This window comes from Fulvivirga maritima (genome assembly GCF_021389955.1).
Taxonomy (GTDB): domain Bacteria; phylum Bacteroidota; class Bacteroidia; order Cytophagales; family Cyclobacteriaceae; genus Fulvivirga; species Fulvivirga maritima.
The window spans coordinates 3553576-3571834 of sequence record NZ_CP089980.1; the positions used below are offsets into that span (position 1 = coordinate 3553576).

Annotated in this window: 5 protein-coding genes; all 5 read left to right on the plus strand. The window is 37.1% G+C overall.

Features of this window, described 5'->3' with window-relative positions; translation table 11 throughout:
- Positions 1-6: 6 nt before the first annotated feature.
- The gene (locus LVD15_RS15180) at positions 7-2298 is read left to right on the plus strand and encodes a non-ribosomal peptide synthetase (protein ID WP_255763286.1); all 2292 of its coding nucleotides are present in this window, start codon (positions 7-9) and stop codon (positions 2296-2298) included.
- Complete coding sequence (locus tag LVD15_RS15185; RefSeq protein ID WP_255763287.1) at positions 2285-13360, plus strand: non-ribosomal peptide synthetase; 11076 nt, start codon at positions 2285-2287, stop codon at positions 13358-13360. Before LVD15_RS15180 ends, LVD15_RS15185 begins: the two co-directional genes overlap by 14 nt.
- A 74-nt stretch (positions 13361-13434) precedes the next feature.
- A complete protein-coding gene (locus LVD15_RS15190; protein ID WP_233776070.1) occupies positions 13435-16482 on the plus strand; it encodes a cyclic peptide export ABC transporter in 3048 nt (1015 codons plus the stop codon).
- A 37-nt stretch (positions 16483-16519) separates the two neighbouring features.
- Entirely contained in the window at positions 16520-17467 is a 948-nt protein-coding gene (locus LVD15_RS15195) for a TauD/TfdA family dioxygenase (protein ID WP_233776071.1), read from the plus strand.
- A 1-nt stretch (position 17468) separates the two neighbouring features.
- Positions 17469-18257 carry an aspartate/glutamate racemase family protein gene (locus tag LVD15_RS15200; RefSeq protein WP_233776072.1) on the plus strand — a complete coding sequence of 263 codons (789 nt, stop codon included), beginning with the start codon at positions 17469-17471 and terminating at the stop codon, positions 18255-18257.
- Positions 18258-18259: the final 2 nt, after the last annotated feature.

An 18259-nucleotide genomic window follows, 5' to 3' on the forward strand; every position in this document is an offset into this window, starting at 1 on the left:
AGGCATATGGATCAACTGCTTTTAAAGCTTAATGCACTTGGTATTGATATTAGAGTAGATAAAGGTCAGCTTAGGTTAAATGTGCCAAAAGACTTTACAGATACTAATATTTTGGAGGAAGTACGGGCTTACAAACAGGATTTGATAGCTTTTATTTCAGAACGTACTAATATTAATGCTATCAAAAATATTCCTAAAGCAAGTAATAAAGAATTTCATCAACTCTCACCGGCTCAAAGACGTATATTCATATTGCATGAGATCGATAAAAAATCTCTTGCCTACAATATGCCGCACATATTGAAGATTCATGGAAAGGTTAATGTACAGGTTTTAAATTCGATATTCAAACAACTTATAGAACGACATGAAAGTTTAAGAACGTCATTTAAAGTGCTTAATGATGAACCTGTACAAAAAATTGAGAACAGTTTTGAATTTCAGATAGAAGAGTTTGAAAATGAAAGCGAATCGGTTGTAATCAATAGATTTATCAGGCCATTTAATTTGTCAAAAGCGCCTTTATTTAGGGTAGGCCTGTTAAGCCTGAGGGGGGATGAATACTTATTGCTAATAGATATACACCATCTAATTTTTGACGGTGTGTCATTTAGTATTCTAATTAATGATTTCGTTGCTCTATATACTGAGGTTAGTTTACAACCAGTGAACTTGCAATATAGAGACTATTCTGAATGGCTTCAACATGACAATTTTAAGTTAGAACTTTTAAGGCAAAAAGAATTTTGGCATTCGATTTATAAAGAAGAAGTAAGCACACTGGATTTGCCAAATGATTACTCAAGGCCATTAAATAAGTCCTTTAATGGTTCCTCCCTTTCTTTCGAGCTTGATAAGGAAAGTACTGAAAACTTAAGCCTTATAGCTGATATGCAGAATAGTACTCTCTTTGTGATAATGCTTTCTGTTTTTAAGGTACTATTGAGTAAGTTAAGTAACCAGGAAGACATTATTATAGGTACGCCCACAGCAGGGCGTATTCATGCCGATTTAGAAAGTACTATAGGTATGTTTGTTAATACTTTGCCTTTGCGGACTAATGTGGCAGGCCATTTATCTTTTTTAGATCTGGTCTCTGAATTAAAGAGACATACATTGGCAAGTTTTGACAATCAAAGTTATCCATATGAAGAGCTTGTAGACGAGCTGAATATACCTAGAAATTCAAGCCGTAATCCATTATTTGATGTTATGTTTGTCTATCAGAATTTGGAAAATTCTTTGATAGAGCTTCCTGATTTAGAACTTTCTGCATACCATAACAACCTAAATTTCTCCAAGTTTGATTTAACTCTGTCATTGGGTGAAAATGATGGCAAGCTTTCTTTAAACTTTACTTATTCCACAGATTTATTTAAGTGTGAGACCATTGAGAGATTCATTCTGTATTTAAAAAATATTGTAAAATCAGTTATTTTAAATCCTCAGATTTCTATTTCAGAGATTGATATCCTTCCTCCTAAAGAAAAGGATAGACTTCTGAATGTTTTCAATGACAATGCATTGGCTTATTCAAAGGACTCTTTAATACATGAAATTTTCCAAGAAGAATCATTCAATAGTCCCGAAAAGGTAGCCGTCATTTGTAATGGACAAAGCATCTCCTACAAAGAATTAAACGAGAGGTCTAATCAACTGGCTAATTATCTTTCAAAGAAGGGTATTGGCGAAGGTGAGATCATAGGTCTTCTAATGATTAAATCAATTGATTTGGTTGTGAGTATATTAGGCGTCTTAAAAACTGGAGCTGCCTATTTACCAATGGATATTCACCATCCTGCAAATCGTAACAGGTATGTTGTAGAGTCCAGTGGGATCAAGAGTTTGATTGTAACTAAGACTACTGATGAGGTAAATGATCTTGGGGTCAACATTATAAGCGTTGAAAATGAAGAAATCACTAATGAGAGTATAGATTATACTGCCCCATCCTTAAATGGAGATAATATGGCTTATATCCTGTATACATCAGGTTCTACTGGTATTCCAAAGGGAGTTATGATCAAGCATAGTGCTGTTCTTAATTTAATTGCTTCTCAAACAAAAGAATTTGCAATAACTAAGGAAGATAATATTTTACAGTTTTCAACGGTTATTTTCGATGCATCTGTTGAACAAACATGGTTAGCTCTTTTAAATGGAGCTACTCTAGTGCTTTTGGATAATAGAACGATTACTGATAATAAGAGCTTTAATGAGTTTTTGAAAGAGCATTCAATTACACACCTACACGCCACTCCTTCTTTTTTTAGAAACAGTAGATTTGTTAAATGGTAATAAAATAAAAAGAGTAGTTGCTGGTGGAGAGGAATGTAAAAAGTCTTTGGCTAATAAGTTTTGTGAGGAATATGATTTTTATAATAAATATGGCCCTACAGAAACTACTGTTACCGCCACCATTAAACATGTAAAGAGAAGGGTAGAAGCGAAGGTTCCTATAGGTAAGCCAATAGGTAATATAGATGTATACATTTTAGATAAAAACAAATTGTTGCTCCCTGAAGGGGCAATAGGAGAGCTTTATATTGGTGGAGATGGAATGGCTCTGGGGTATTTAAACAATGAAAAATTAACGGAAGATACGTTTATCTCTAACCCATATAGAATAGGTTCGAAGATTTATAAAACAGGCGACCTTTGTCGATGGAATTCTGATGGAGAATTAGAGTATTTTGGTCGGATAGATCACCAGGTAAAGGTTAGAGGATATCGTATTGAGTTAGGTGAAATAGAACATCATCTAGCAGGTTATAAAGACGTAGAAGAGGTTGCCGTAGTAGCCAATGAAAGGGCTGGAGATAAGGAACTTGTGGCTTATTATGTGTCTAAAAATGAGTTGGGTAGTGCTTTAATAAAGAAGTATTTAATGAAAAGCCTTCCTGAATATATGGTGCCAACCACATATATTCATTTATCACAAATGCCATTTACCTCTAGTGGTAAAATTGATAGGAAATCGCTGCCTAAGCCTATTCTTGAAGTGAGTGGTGTTAATTTGCCAGAGACCCATCTAGAGGAGGTGCTATTAGATATTTGGGGCCAGATACTTAAATTAGACAAACAGTTTATTGATATAGACAGGAGCTTTTTTGATTTAGGAGGACATTCACTTCGAGCAGTACTTTTAATTAACAGAATTCATAAAGATCTATCAGTAGACCTACCACTGCGAGTTATCTTTCAGCATCAGGATATTCGTAGCCTTGCTGGTTATATAGAGGGTCAGGATCAGGTGGCGTATCTATCTATTCCGAAGGCACGAGTTCAGGATTATTATCCTTTGAGTTCTGCTCAGCGCAGGTTATACTTTTTATATGAGTATGATAAGGCATCTGTATCCTATAATATGCCTCAGTTTGTACGCCTGCGTGGCCCCTTAGATATAGCAAGGTTGGAGGCCTCTTTTGTTAATTTGGTATCCCGTCATTCTATACTACGCACAAGCTTTCATATGAAAGGAGAGGAAGCGTTGCAGCAAGTTCACCCAGAGGTAGATTTTAAAGTATCCTATGAAGAGGTGGAAGAGTCAGAGGTTTCATCTATTATCCAATCATTTATACGCCCATTTGATCTAAGTAGTGGCTGCTTACTTCGGGTGAAGTTACTGATTATAGATGCTATGAATCATTTGCTACTGGTAGACATGCATCATATAGTAAGTGATGGAGTATCCAGTGGTATTTTAGTTCGGGATTTGATGACTTATTATGAAGGTTCCTCCTTACCCCCCTTGTCATTAGATTATAAAGATTACTCTGTTTGGCAGCAGAGTTCTTCACAGTCAGCATTGAAAGATGCACACCGATCTTATTGGCATAGTGTATATAGCGAAGAGCCATTAGTGTTAGATCTTCCCTATGACTATGCACGTCCGTCACATGCGGTTCAGGAAGGTGCAGTTTACCGATTTAAAATAGATAAGTCTTTAACAGATAGCATATCAAGTATAGCCGCAGGTTCTAACACTACAATGTTTACAGTTTTGTTGAGCGCTTATGGCATCTTGCTGGGTCGTTTAACCAATGAGGAAGACATCATCATAGGCACACCAGTTGCAGGTCGAGAGCATTCTGATCTAGAGGGGATGATAGGGATGTTTGTGAACACCTTAGCCTTGCGTCTTTTCCCACAGGGTATAGAAGATTTTACGAGTTACTTACATGGAGTAAGAGATCATGTTTTGTCCAGCTTTGAGCATCAGAGCTACCCCTATGAAGAGCTGGTAGATGATCTACACCTTAGTCGCAATACGAATCGTAATCCGTTGTTTGATGTGATGTTCTCCTATGGGAATTTTGAGTCTGAGTCACTGACCATGGAAGGTATAGATTTAGAGAGTTACCCTACAGGTAATACCACTACTAAGTTTGATTTGTCCTTATCATGTTCAGAAGTAGAAGGCGAACTTTGGTTAACTTTTGAGTATTCTACAGAACTATTTAAATCGGAGACCATTGAGAGGTTCAGTAATTATTTTGAATCTATTTTAAGAGTCATTACTGCTGAGGCTAATATATCTCTTTCTGCAATAGATATTCTTTCAGACAGAGAGCGTTCGACATTATTAAGTTCTTTTAATGATACATGGAAAGTTTATGAACCCGGAACGATAATAGATTACTTCGAACGTAGTGCTTTAAGTTCAGGCTCGGCAGTAGCCGTTTATTGTGAAGGATCATGTATGAGCTATGATGAGCTTAATACTTCGGCGAACAGATTATGTTACTATTTAACAGAGCACTGTCAGGTAGGGTCTGGAGATGTAGTGGGTCTTTACTTCGAGCGGTCAGCCTCATTGATAGTATCCTTATTAGGGGTGTTAAAATCTGGAGCAGCTTTTACAGCTCTCTCACCGGATTATCCAAAAGAGAGGGTAAATCAGATTATAAAAGGAGCTGATATTAAGGTGGTTATTAATAATACCGGAGAAAGCTTTGTGTATGGTAAACCAGAGTTGATGGTTGTAAATCCCTTATCATCTCTAATACAAGATGTTTCTCTTTCAGATAATCCATCCGTTACCCTTTCCGGATCAGATGCTGCTTATGTTATTTATACTTCAGGAAGCACAGGAGAGCCTAAAGGGATTATTATTAGCCACTCTAATATGGTGGACTATGTGTTGACCTTTTGCTCTTATTTTGGTCTTACAAAAGAGGATAAAGTAGTTCATCAATCTTCATTATCATTTGATACATCCATAGAAGAGATTTTCCCGGCCTTAATCTCAGGTTCTTCTATCGTTATATCTCCTGTTGGAGGTAAAGATATTATATCCTTAGCCTCCCTGATAGAGTCCCGTGAAGCGACTTTGCTAAGTGCTACTCCTTTGGTGCTTGGAGAGTTGAACAACTTTAGAGAACAGCTACATACGTTAAGAACGATAATAAGTGGTGGAGAGCTGTTATTGCCTTCGCATATTGATAAGCTTATAAGGCAGCAAGAAATCTATAATACTTATGGGCCTTCAGAATCTACTGTTTGCATCACCTATAATAAAGTTGTAGATCTTTCAGATGCATCTTTAATAGGTAGTCCTATAGCTAACCGTCAGGTTTATATATTAGATAAGTACCAGCAGTTATGTCCTTTAGGGGTAGCAGGAGAGCTATGTGTTTCAGGGAAAGGATTAGCCTCGGGCTATCTGAATAATGAATCCTTAACTGATGCTAAGTTTATAGCTAACCCATTTTTAGCAGGGGAGAGGATGTACAGAACGGGAGATTTGGCTCGTTGGAATTCGGAAGGCAAGCTTGAATTTATAGGGCGAATAGATAATCAGGTTAAGATAAGTGGTTTCCGCATAGAGTTAGGAGAGATAGAGCATTGTATAGATAATCTTTCAGAAGTTCGAGATGTATCTGTTATAGCATATGGTAAGGAAAATGCACGTAAGCTGGTGGTGTTTTATGTTAGTGATGAAGAGATCGCCGCTGAAATATTTAGGGATCACCTATCCTCTAAGTTACCGGTTTACATGGTTCCCCACCACTACATTCACCTGGATCATATGCCTTTAACTGTTAATGGCAAGTTAGATAAACGCTCTTTACCAGCGCCAGAACTTACCAGCGGAGCTTACACTGCCCCTGTCAGTTCTATGGAGCATGACCTTGTTCAGATATGGTCAGAGGTGTTAAAGCAGCCATCAGAGTCAATAAGCGTTACCCGCAGCTTTTTTGAGTTGGGAGGCCACTCATTAAAGGCAGCATTTTTGGTGAACAGGATTCATAAAGATCTATCAGTAGACCTACCACTGCGAGTTATCTTTCAGCATCAGGATATTCGTAGCCTTGCTGGTTATATAGAGCGTCAGGATCAGGTGAGGTATCTATCTATTCCGAAGGCACCAGTTCAGGATTATTATCCTTTGAGTTCTGCTCAGCGCAGGTTATACTTTTTATATGAGTATGATAAGACATCTGTATCCTATAATATGCCTCAGGTTGTACGCCTGCGTGGCCCCTTAGATATAGCAAGGTTGGAGGCCTCTTTTGTTAATTTGGTATCCCGTCATTCTATACTACGCACAAGCTTTCATATGAAAGGAGAGGAAGCGTTGCAGCAAGTTCACCCAGAGGTAGGTTTTAAAGTATCTTATGGAGAGGTGGAAGAGTCAGAGGTTTCATCTATTATCCAATCATTTATACGTCCATTTGATCTAAGTAGTGGCTGCTTACTTCGGGTGAAGTTACTGATTATAGATGCTATGAATCATTTGCTACTGGTAGACATGCATCATATAGTAAGTGATGGAGTATCCAGTGGTATTTTAGTTCGGGATTTGATGACTTATTATGAAGGTTCCTCCTTACCCCCCTTGTCATTAGATTATAAAGATTACTCTGTTTGGCAGCAGAGTTCTTCACAGTCAGCATTGAAAGATGCACACCGATCTTATTGGCATAGTGTATATAGCGAAGAGCCATTAGTGTTAGATCTTCCCTATGACTATGCACGTCCGTCACATGCGGTTCAGGAAGGTGCAGTTTACCACTTTAAAATAGATAAGTCTTTAACAGATAGCATATCAAGTATAGCCGCAGGTTCTAACACTACAATGTTTACAGTTTTGTTGAGCGCTTATGGCATATTGCTGGGTCGTTTAACCAATGAGGAAGACATCATCATAGGCACACCAGTTGCAGGTCGAGAGCATTCTGATCTAGAGGGGATGATAGGGATGTTTGTGAACACCTTAGCCTTGCGTCTTTTCCCACAGGGTATAGAAGATTTTACGAGTTACTTACATGGAGTAAGAGATCATGTTTTGTCCAGCTTTGAGCATCAGAGCTACCCCTATGAAGAGCTGGTAGATGATCTACACCTTAGTCGCAATACGAATCGTAATCCGTTGTTTGATGTGATGTTCTCCTATGGGAATTTTGAGTCTGAGTCACTGACCATGGAAGGTATAGATTTAGAGAGTTACCCTACAGGTAATACCACTACTAAGTTTGATTTGTCCTTATCATGTTCAGAAGTAGAAGGCGAACTTTGGTTATCGTTTAGTTATTCCTCAGAGCTGTTCAAAGAAGAGAGTATCAAGCGTTTTGCAGACTATTACTGTTCTATCTTGGAACAGATAGGACGAGATTCATCAATATCTGTTGGAGCTATAGACATATTATCAGATCAGGAGAAGCAAGAGCTTTTGGTGGATTTTAATGATACCGCTCATGACTACCCATTAGAAAAAACTATTATTCAAGTTTTTAACGAGAAGGTAGAGGAATTTTCAGATCATGTGGCATTGGTATTTGAAGGAAAAAAGATGACTTATGCCTTACTTAAGCAAAAGGTAGATAGTGTAGCATCATATATATCGAAAGTAGGTATAGGTAAGAATGAGCTTGTGGGGGTATTAATGGATAAGTCATTTGATATGATAGTGGCAGTAATGGGAGTGCTTGAATCAGGGGCAGCTTTTCTCCCCATTGATCCAGGAAATCCTAGTGATCGTATTGATTATATGTTACGTGACAGTGGTTGTAGATTGTTGATTGTTCAAAGTCATTTGCAAGATAGGTTTAGTGTAGATTTAGAGGTTTTGAAAATATCAGAAATAGATTCTAACTCTACCTGCTTTAAAAATCATAGCTCTCCAGAAGATTTAGCTTATCTGATTTATACATCAGGTACATCAGGAAAACCTAAAGGAGTGGCAGTAAAACATAAATCTTTAACAAATTTATGCTTTTGGCATAATGAAACATTTAACATCTCAGAGCTAGACAGGGCAACCAAATATGCGAGCTTTAGTTTTGATGCTTCTGTTTGGGAAATATTCCCTTATTTAATTAAAGGTGCTTCAATACATATTATAAATAATTCATTAAAATTAGATGTTAAGAAGCTAAATGAGTATTATAATCGTAATGGAATTAGTATAAGCTTTTTGCCTACTCAGGTTTGTGAGGAATTTATGAAGGAAGATAATTCTTCCCTTCGAATATTATTAACAGGTGGGGATAATCTTCGAAAAATGGCTAATAACCGCTATCAGATCTTTAATAATTATGGTCCTACTGAAAATACAGTTGTCAGTACAAGTGGGCAGTTAGAGTATGGTGGACATATTTCAATAGGCAGGCCAATTGCTAATAGTCAAGTATATATTATAGATAGAAACGGTAATCTGGTACCTAAAGGAGTTAAAGGTGAGTTGTATGTTGGGGGAGCTAATCTTTCAGAAGGTTATTGGAATAAACTTGAGCTTACTAAATCAAAATTTATAAAAATAGAATGGTGTGAAAATGGCAAAGTTTATAAAACTGGAGATTTAGCGAGATGGTTGCCAGATGGACTATTAGAGTTTAAAGGAAGAGTCGATCATCAGGTTAAGATCAGAGGTTTCAGAATTGAATTGAGTGAAATTGAGAGTGTTTGTTTGGAGTATGATGAGGTTCGGGAGGTTGTAGTTGTAGTATACGAACAAGGAGGAGATAAACATCTTATACTATACTATACAGGGTTTCAGGATGTTGGTGATAATATCAAAAATTACCTATCCTCTAAATTACCGGTTTACATGGTTCCCCACCACTACATTCACCTGGATCATATGCCTTTAACTGTTAATGGCAAGTTAGATAAACGCTCTTTACCAGCGCCAGAACTTACCAGCGGAGCTTACACTGCCCCTGTCAGTTCTATGGAGCATGACCTTGTTCAGATATGGTCAGAGGTGTTAAAGCAGCCATCAGAGTCAATAAGCGTTACCCGCAGCTTTTTTGAGTTGGGAGGCCACTCATTAAAGGCAGCATTTTTGGTGAACAGGATTCATAAAGATCTATCAGTAGACCTACCACTGCGAGTTATCTTTCAGCATCAGGATATTCGTAGCCTTGCTGGTTATATAGAGCGTCAGGATCAGGTGAGGTATCTATCTATTCCGAAGGCACCAGTTCAGGATTATTATCCTTTGAGTTCTGCTCAGCGCAGGTTATACTTTTTATATGAGTATGATAAGACATCTGTATCCTATAATATGCCTCAGGTTGTACGCCTGCGTGGCCCCTTAGATATAGCAAGGTTGGAGGCCTCTTTTGTTAATTTGGTATCCCGTCATTCTATACTACGCACAAGCTTTCATATGAAAGGAGAGGAAGCGTTGCAGCAAGTTCACCCAGAGGTAGGTTTTAAAGTATCTTATGGAGAGGTGGAAGAGTCAGAGGTTTCATCTATTATCCAATCATTTATACGTCCATTTGATCTAAGTAGTGGCTGCTTACTTCGGGTGAAGTTACTGATTATAGATGCTATGAATCATTTGCTACTGGTAGACATGCATCATATAGTAAGTGATGGAGTATCCAGTGGTATTTTAGTTCGGGATTTGATGACTTATTATGAAGGTTCCTCCTTACCCCCCTTGTCATTAGATTATAAAGATTACTCTGTTTGGCAGCAGAGTTCTTCACAGTCAGCATTGAAAGATGCACACCGATCTTATTGGCATAGTGTATATAGCGAAGAGCCATTAGTGTTAGATCTTCCCTATGACTATGCACGTCCGTCACATGCGGTTCAGGAAGGTGCAGTTTACCACTTTAAAATAGATAAGTCTTTAACAGATAGCATATCAAGTATAGCCGCAGGTTCTAACACTACAATGTTTACAGTTTTGTTGAGCGCTTATGGCATATTGCTGGGTCGTTTAACCAATGAGGAAGACATCATCATAGGCACACCAGTTGCAGGTCGAGAGCATTCTGATCTAGAGGGGATGATAGGGATGTTTGTGAACACCTTAGCCTTGCGTCTTTTCCCACAGGGTATAGAAGATTTTACGAGTTACTTACATGGAGTAAGAGATCATGTTTTGTCCAGCTTTGAGCATCAGAGCTACCCCTATGAAGAGCTGGTAGATGATCTACACCTTAGTCGCAATACGAATCGTAATCCGTTGTTTGATGTGATGTTCTCCTATGGGAATTTTGAGTCTGAGTCACTGACCATGGAAGGTATAGATTTAGAGAGTTACCCTACAGGTAATACCACTACTAAGTTTGATTTGTCCTTATCATGTTCAGAAGTAGAAGGCGAACTTTGGTTATCGTTTAGTTATTCCTCAGAGCTGTTCAAAGAAGAGAGTATCAAGCGTTTTGCAGACTATTACTGTTCTATCTTGGAACAGATAGGACGAGATTCATCAATATCTGTTGGAGCTATAGACATATTATCAGATCAGGAGAAGCAAGAGCTTTTGGTGGATTTTAATGATACCGCTCATGCTTATGATCAGGAAGTCACGTTAATTGATCAATTTAGAAAACAGGTATCTAAGACTCCTCATGCAGTAGCTATGATCTACCATGATGATGAAATGGATTATCTCACCTTAGATGTGTATTCAGATCGATTGGCGTCTTTTCTTCAAAGTATTGGAGTTTCTCAAGGCGATAAAGTAGGTCTGATGTTATCACGATCTTTCCAGATGATTATAGGTTTACTTGGGATCATGAAAGCTGGAGCAGCTTACGTGCCTATGGATATTGAACAGCCCACAAGTCGTAAGTTACATATTATAAAAGAATGTGATATTGAAGTTTTAATAACGGATGCAGGTGATGAAGTGAGCCTGCCGAATGTTAAATTAGTAAGGGTTAGTGATGGGCTAAATGTATCGGTGGGTACAAAGCGAGAGCTAAGAGGAGATCATACCGCTTATGTTATTTACACGTCAGGGTCAACAGGTCATCCAAAAGGAGTAATGATTACTCATAGAAGTGTTATTAATTATATAAGCTGTCAGCAAGAAAACTATCATCTCACAGCCGGAGAGCGAATACTTCAGTTCTCTTCAATAATATTTGATGCTTCGGTGGAGCAAATTTGGTTGTCATTACTCTCAGGTTCATCTCTGGTTTTACTGGATAAAGATCTGTTGCTTGACAGAGATTCATTATGGAGCTATGTTAAAGCAAAAAGTGTTACTCATTTTCATTCTACACCTATTTTTCTTGAGGGGATACCTGTAGATGGGTGTAGCAGTCTTAAACGCGTAGTGTCAGGAGGTGAAGAGTGTAAGCCAAGTTTAGTGAATAAGTTTATACCGTATTGTGATTTTTACAATAAATATGGTCCTACGGAAACTACTATAAGCTCATTATTGCATTATATTGGTAAGGATACTCCTCAAAAAGGATCCATACCAATAGGTTCTCCTGTGTGGAATACCCAACTCTATGTATTGGGTAAACATGGAGGCTTGCAGCCTAAAGGAAGTACCGGTGAGTTATATATAGGTGGTGCAGGTTTGTCTGGAGGGTATTTGAATAAATCATCTCTAACATCAGAGAAGTTTGTACAAAATCCTTATGAGTCAGGAGATATAATATATAAGACAGGAGATTTGGTACGCTGGCTTCCCGGTGGGCAGATGGAATTTAAGGGACGTAGTGATGATCAGATAAAGATTAGAGGTTTCCGTGTGGAGCCCGGAGAGATAGAAAATCATCTAAGGATCTATGCAGATATTACTCAGGTAGTGGTATTAGCTCTAGGTGATGGATCTGATCGTCATTTGGTTGCTTACTATGTTAGTAAGACTGAGCATTCATCAGATGATCTTCGCCAATATTTATCAGAGTATTTTCCAGAGTATATGGTTCCGTTATATTATGTATATCTGGAACATATGCCTCTAACGATTAATGGCAAGTTAGATAAACGCTCTTTACCATCGCCAGAACTTACCAGCGGAGCTTACACTGCCCCTGCCAGTTCTATGGAGCATGACCTTGTTCAGATATGGTCAGAGGTATTAAAACAGCCATCAGAGTCAATAAGCGTAACGCGCAGCTTTTTTGAGTTGGGAGGCCACTCATTGAAGGCAGCATTTTTGGTGAACAGGATCCATGATCAGCTAAATGTAGAAGTATCGCTTTATGATGTGTTTGATAAGCCCACTATACGTGGATTGAGTAAAAGACTTGAGCAAATTAGTAAACCATCCTCTGCTTTTGATAATTCCGTTATTTCGCTAAAAACTAATGATCAATCTGATTTGAATTTATTTTTCATTCATGATGGTGGTGGAGATGTGAGCGGCTATCTGAAATTGACGGAGCAAATAAGTGGTTGCAATTGCTGGGGCTTAAAAAGTGACACACTTAATAGCATAGGCCCTTCAGATACATGTATAGAAGAAATTGCAGATCGTTTTATGGAGAAAATTCTTATGATCCAAGACAAAGGTCCTTACTATCTGCTGGGATGGAGTTTTGGCGGCACATTGGCAGTAGAGATAGCCAGAAGAATAGAGCAGAAAGGCCTGGAAGTGGCTTTAGTTACAATTATTGATAGTTATTTGCCTGTGACTAATGATGGCACGTATGTGAAGTTTGATTTAAATGAGGAGATTAAGTTTTTAAAGGAATTTGTTGACGTCAAATTATCGAATAAGAAAGAAACTTCCTTGGAGGATTTATGGGTAAATGCTTTAATGACAATAGAGAATAGATCGGAATACCTATTAAAAGTCAAAAATCAATTGGATAATGGTCTTAAAAATTTAATGCCACATTGGGAAGAGTCTAATTTAGAGGAGTTAGTTAGAGGAATAAATACCATCAGAACCTTAAGAGAGATAAAAATTAAATATTTGCCAGACTATAGAATTAAGGCTCAATGTGTTTATATTAAGGCTAATAAGTCTGAAGCCAACATTGATAATGTACAGGCATTCTTCAATAAGAATTTATTAGTTCATGAGATTGAAGGTGACCATTTTAATATAATGAGGAAACCAAAAGTTTCTATGGTTTATGAGATTATAGAAAATCATTTAAAATCTCTTAGAGACATCTTTATTGATGAACTAATCTCTGAATGATTTACTTCGAAGGTTCTTAATGGACCTTTGATAAGGAAGTTTAGATGCGAATTTTAATTTTAAATTATTGTCAAATGGGATGGAGGAAGTTCTATTGCCTATTAATTATTTACTTATTAGCTACGTCTGAGAGTTCATTTTCTCAAAATAAGAAGGAAGTGGATTCAGCGGTGATGGACAGGAAGGTTGTAGATTTAATGGATAAAGGGGGCATACCAGGGCTTAGCATTGTACTCGTTAACGGTGATGAGACTCTGGTTAAAGCTTATGGGTATTCAAATCTAAAAGAGATGGATACTGTGAATACTAGTACATTATTTCAATTAGCCTCATGTAGTAAAGCATTTACTGCGGTAGCAATAGCTAAACTTATATCAGAGAACCAAATTGAGTTAAGTGACAAGGTGTCAAAATATTTACCTTGGTTTAAAGTTGAATATAAAAATAAGGCTCAGAATATAGAGATTAAACATTTATTACACCATACAAGTGGAATACCCTGGAATACAATTTCAGATATACCTACAGCTAATGATAAGTTTGCCTTAGAGAAAACAATAAGAAAGTTAATAGGTGAAAAGTTGAACTCAGAACCAGGTACTAAGTATGAATATGCAACTATTAATTATGACGTATTGGCATTAATTATTGAGAAAGTCACTGAAATTCCATTTGAAACTTATTTGCAAACCAATATCATTAATCCTATAGGCATGTGTAGTACATCAGTGGGGGAGGCATCTCAAAAAAGGATGATGGCAAGTGGGTACAAAATAGGCTTTTTTAGTCCTCGTGAATTTAAGGCGCCAATTTATAAGGGCAATAATGCTGCAGGGTATGTGATTTCCAATGCTGATGATATGTTGAAATGGGTAGAAGTACAGCTAGGTAGAGGCGATTCTGCCATAGTTCAACTAGTAAAACAAACTCATGCAAGGGATAGAACAGTACCCTTGCATGGAATGTCTGCCTATGCCATGGGCTGGCATGTTAGGCTAAATGGTAGCGGTGAGATTTATCATGAAGGTCTAAACCCTAATTTTACATCTTACATAGTGATCAATCCAGATTTAGGGGGTGGGGTAGCAGTGATGGCAAATTCTAACAGTTCGTATACCGCTGTAATTGGTGAATATCTGATGAGTGCAATTACTGGTAAAGAGTTTATAGAGGATTCAGATCTCGGAGACGGTAATGATAAGGTATATTCTTATATCACGATGGCCCTTGTCTTATATACTTTAATTGTAATTAGTTTTCTGTTGTTTACCGCTTGGGCCATCGCAAAGAAATTCAGAAAATATAAGGAGTTAAATAGGAAACGAATTGGCTCTATGATGTTTTCAGTCTTATTGATTACACCATTTGTGTATGCTATCTACCTATTTCCTGAAGCATTAGCTCAGTTTTCTTGGGAAGCAATACTTGTGTGGTCACCTGTGAGTCTAGAGGTGCTAATTATAGCTTTGAGTATTTCCGTTACGTTGAGTTATTTCTCCTATTTTGTAACATCCATCTTTCCTAGTGAAAATGAGTTTTTGGGTAAAGCACCGATGATCATACTTTTTAGTGTTCTTTCTGGCTTATCAAATGTTTTACTCATTATAATGATCACTTCAGCCATAGGCAGTGATATTGAACTAAAATATCTTATAGCTTACTATATACTCATATTGAGTGTATATCTTTTAGGACGAAGATTTGTCCAAACTAACTTAATAAGATTTGCACGTGGCTTGGTTTATGATTTAAGAATCGAGCTAATTGATAAAATATTTTCTACCTCATATGAGAAGTTCGAATATCTTGATCGTGGAAGAGTATATACTGCATTAAATGATGATGTAAATAATATTGGTGGTTCCACTAACATGTTTGCCTCACTGATTACTAATACAATTACGGCTTTAGGTGCATTTGTGTATCTGGCCTCTATAGCATTCTGGGCTACCATACTAACCTTATTCTTAATAGTAACACTCACAGTCATTTATTTCTTAGTGGGTAGAAGTACTAATGTCTATTATGAAAATGCCCGTGATGAGCGTAACGTTTTTATGCGTTTGGTTAATGGGATGATTGACGGGTTTAAGGAAATAAGTTTGCATCAGTTTAAAAAACTGTCTTATAAAGATGATGTAGCTCAAAGTGCTAAATTCTATAAAGAAAAAATATCTACAGCTGACATAAGGTTTGTTAATGCATTCTTGGTTGGGGAATCTTTATTGGTGGTTTTATTAGGGATAGTTGCCTTTGGGATGCCCAAATTATTTACAAACATTGAGCTTCATGTGCTTATGAGTTTTGTGGTTATATTATTGTATTTAATAGGTCCAATTAATACAATATTGGGAGCTATACCTACAATGATGCAGTTAAAAGTTGCATGGAATAGACTCAAACAATTCAAAAAAGATATTCCGGCTAATCTTAAATTAGAAATTATGCCAATCTCTTTTCCTAAGACCGATTCTTTTGAGGTTAGAGGAGTTAGTTATAGTTATAAAAATCAGAATGGAGATAATAGTTTTGAGGTGGGACCTATAAATCTAAGGGCAGAGGCCGGAGAGATAATTTTTGTAATAGGAGGTAATGGCAGTGGTAAAACAACATTTGCTAAATTGATTACAGGATTATATACACCTGATAAAGGTAATATCTTGATTAATGGACATAATATTGATATAGCATGTGCAGGTGAGTTCTTTTCGACCATATTTAGTCCTGCTCATTTGTTCAAAAAAATCTACAGTAAAAAGCAATTCCAACAAGATGATCATAATCATTTATTGGAATTACTTCAACTCGCTCATAAAGTCCAGATTGATAATAATTCTTATAGTACCATTAAATTATCTGCAGGGCAACTAAAAAGACTAGCTATGTTTCAATGCTATTTGGAGGATTCGCCTATCTACCTTTTTGATGAGTGGGCGGCAGACCAGGATCCAGAGTTTAGACAATTCTACTATAGAGCATTATTGCCAGAGATGAAAAAAATGGGGAAAATCGTCATTGCCATTACTCACGATGATAATTATTTTGACGTAGCTGATCGTCTTTATAAAATGGATCAGGGTAAGCTTAAATTATATCATAAAGAAGATACTATGGTCTTCTGAGGCTCAGTTAAATTAGACTACACTTAAACCTAATAAAATGAAAGAAACCACCTCCAAAATCGGACTACCTAAATCTTTTCAATTGCACGATTTGAAACCAGATGAGTTTATAACTTATTATTTCGAAAAAGAAAAGGAAATAGAGGATGAACTGCTTTTATCTGGTGCCGTGAAATTTCATGGTGTGCAAATTGAGTCTATTGATGTGTTTCAAAATATTGTTAACTCTATAGCAACCAAATTTTTGTCATATATTGATGGTAACTCCCCCAGAACCAAACTTACTGGTAATGTTTACACCTCAACAGAATACGATAAAACACAGAGAATCACCATGCATAATGAGCTGTCTTATTCTGCTAAATGGCCAGGTAAGTTATTTTTCAGTTGCATTCAGCCAGCAGAATCAGGCGGAGAAACATTACTCGCAGATAGCCGTGAAATTTTATCCTTGATGGATAATGATCTGGTTAAGGAAGTTGAGAGTAAGGGAGTAATGTATATTAGAAATTTACATGGAGGCAAAGGTATGGGGCCTTCTTGGCAAGATACTTTTGAGACAGAGAGTAAAGATCAATTAGAGGAATACTGTAAACAGTATAACATAGAATATGAATGGAAAGAAGATAATGGCTTGAGGTTAAGGCAGAAAAGTAAAGGCATTGTAGGACACAGAACCAGTGGCGAGAAAGTGTGGTTTAACCAGATAGATCAATTTCATCCATATCAGCTTGGAGAAGATCTTTATGAGGCTATGAAAGCGATATTTCCAACTCCTGAAGATTTCCCATCTTATGTAACCTTTGGGAATGGAGATGTCATTTCCGAAGAATTAGTGTCCGAAATTTTAAGAGTGACGCAGAAAGCAACCATAGCACCCGCTTGGAATAAGAATGAATTGCTTATTGTGGATAACGAACTGGCAAGTCATGGGCGAAACTCATATACAGGCAATCGAACGGTTTTAGTTTCAATGTGTGAGTAATATGATAAAAAAAACTATTGGAGTAGTAGGAGGTATGGGGCCTATGGCCGGGGTTGCATTGGTAGAAAAGATTACACGTAACACCCCTGCACACAAAGATCAAGAACATTTTTCTGTAATTTTAGTTTCTAACCCAATGATAATTGACAGAACTCAATTTCTAGAAGGGGAAGTCGATGAAAATCCTGCATATCAGATTTCGGAATCCATTGCGCAGTTGGCAAAGTGCGGGGCAGATGTAGTAGGTATAGCTTGCAACACTTCTTATTCTTCGGCTATATATGATGTTTTATGTGAAGAATTAAAACGAAGAGATATTAAAGTTAATGTTTTGGATCTTCCTGGCGAAACATATGAAGAGCTTAGAAAGCATGGTGAAAATGTTAGGAAGGTTGGTATAATGGCCACAAATGGCACATATAAGTCCAGGGTTTATGAATCCATACTTACTTCTAATGGTTATGAAGTTGTCTTGCCAGATGTTAACTTTCAAGAAACTATTATACATCAGATCATTTATAATAGCGATTACGGCATTAAATCTCATCCCGAATGGGTTTCCGATGAAGCTAGAAAGAAATTTATTCAAGCATTAAACTTTTTTAAAATTAAAGGAGCTGATGCAATTATTTTGGCTTGTTCAGAACTTTCATTTCCTTTTAAAGAAATTTATCCAACAGATTTACTAATAATTGATCCAATGGAATGTATGGCTCGGGCTTTAATTAGAGAAGCTTCAGGAAAAAATGCTGAAAAGGAATCGCTAGAGCCGTCAATGGAAACAACTTAAAT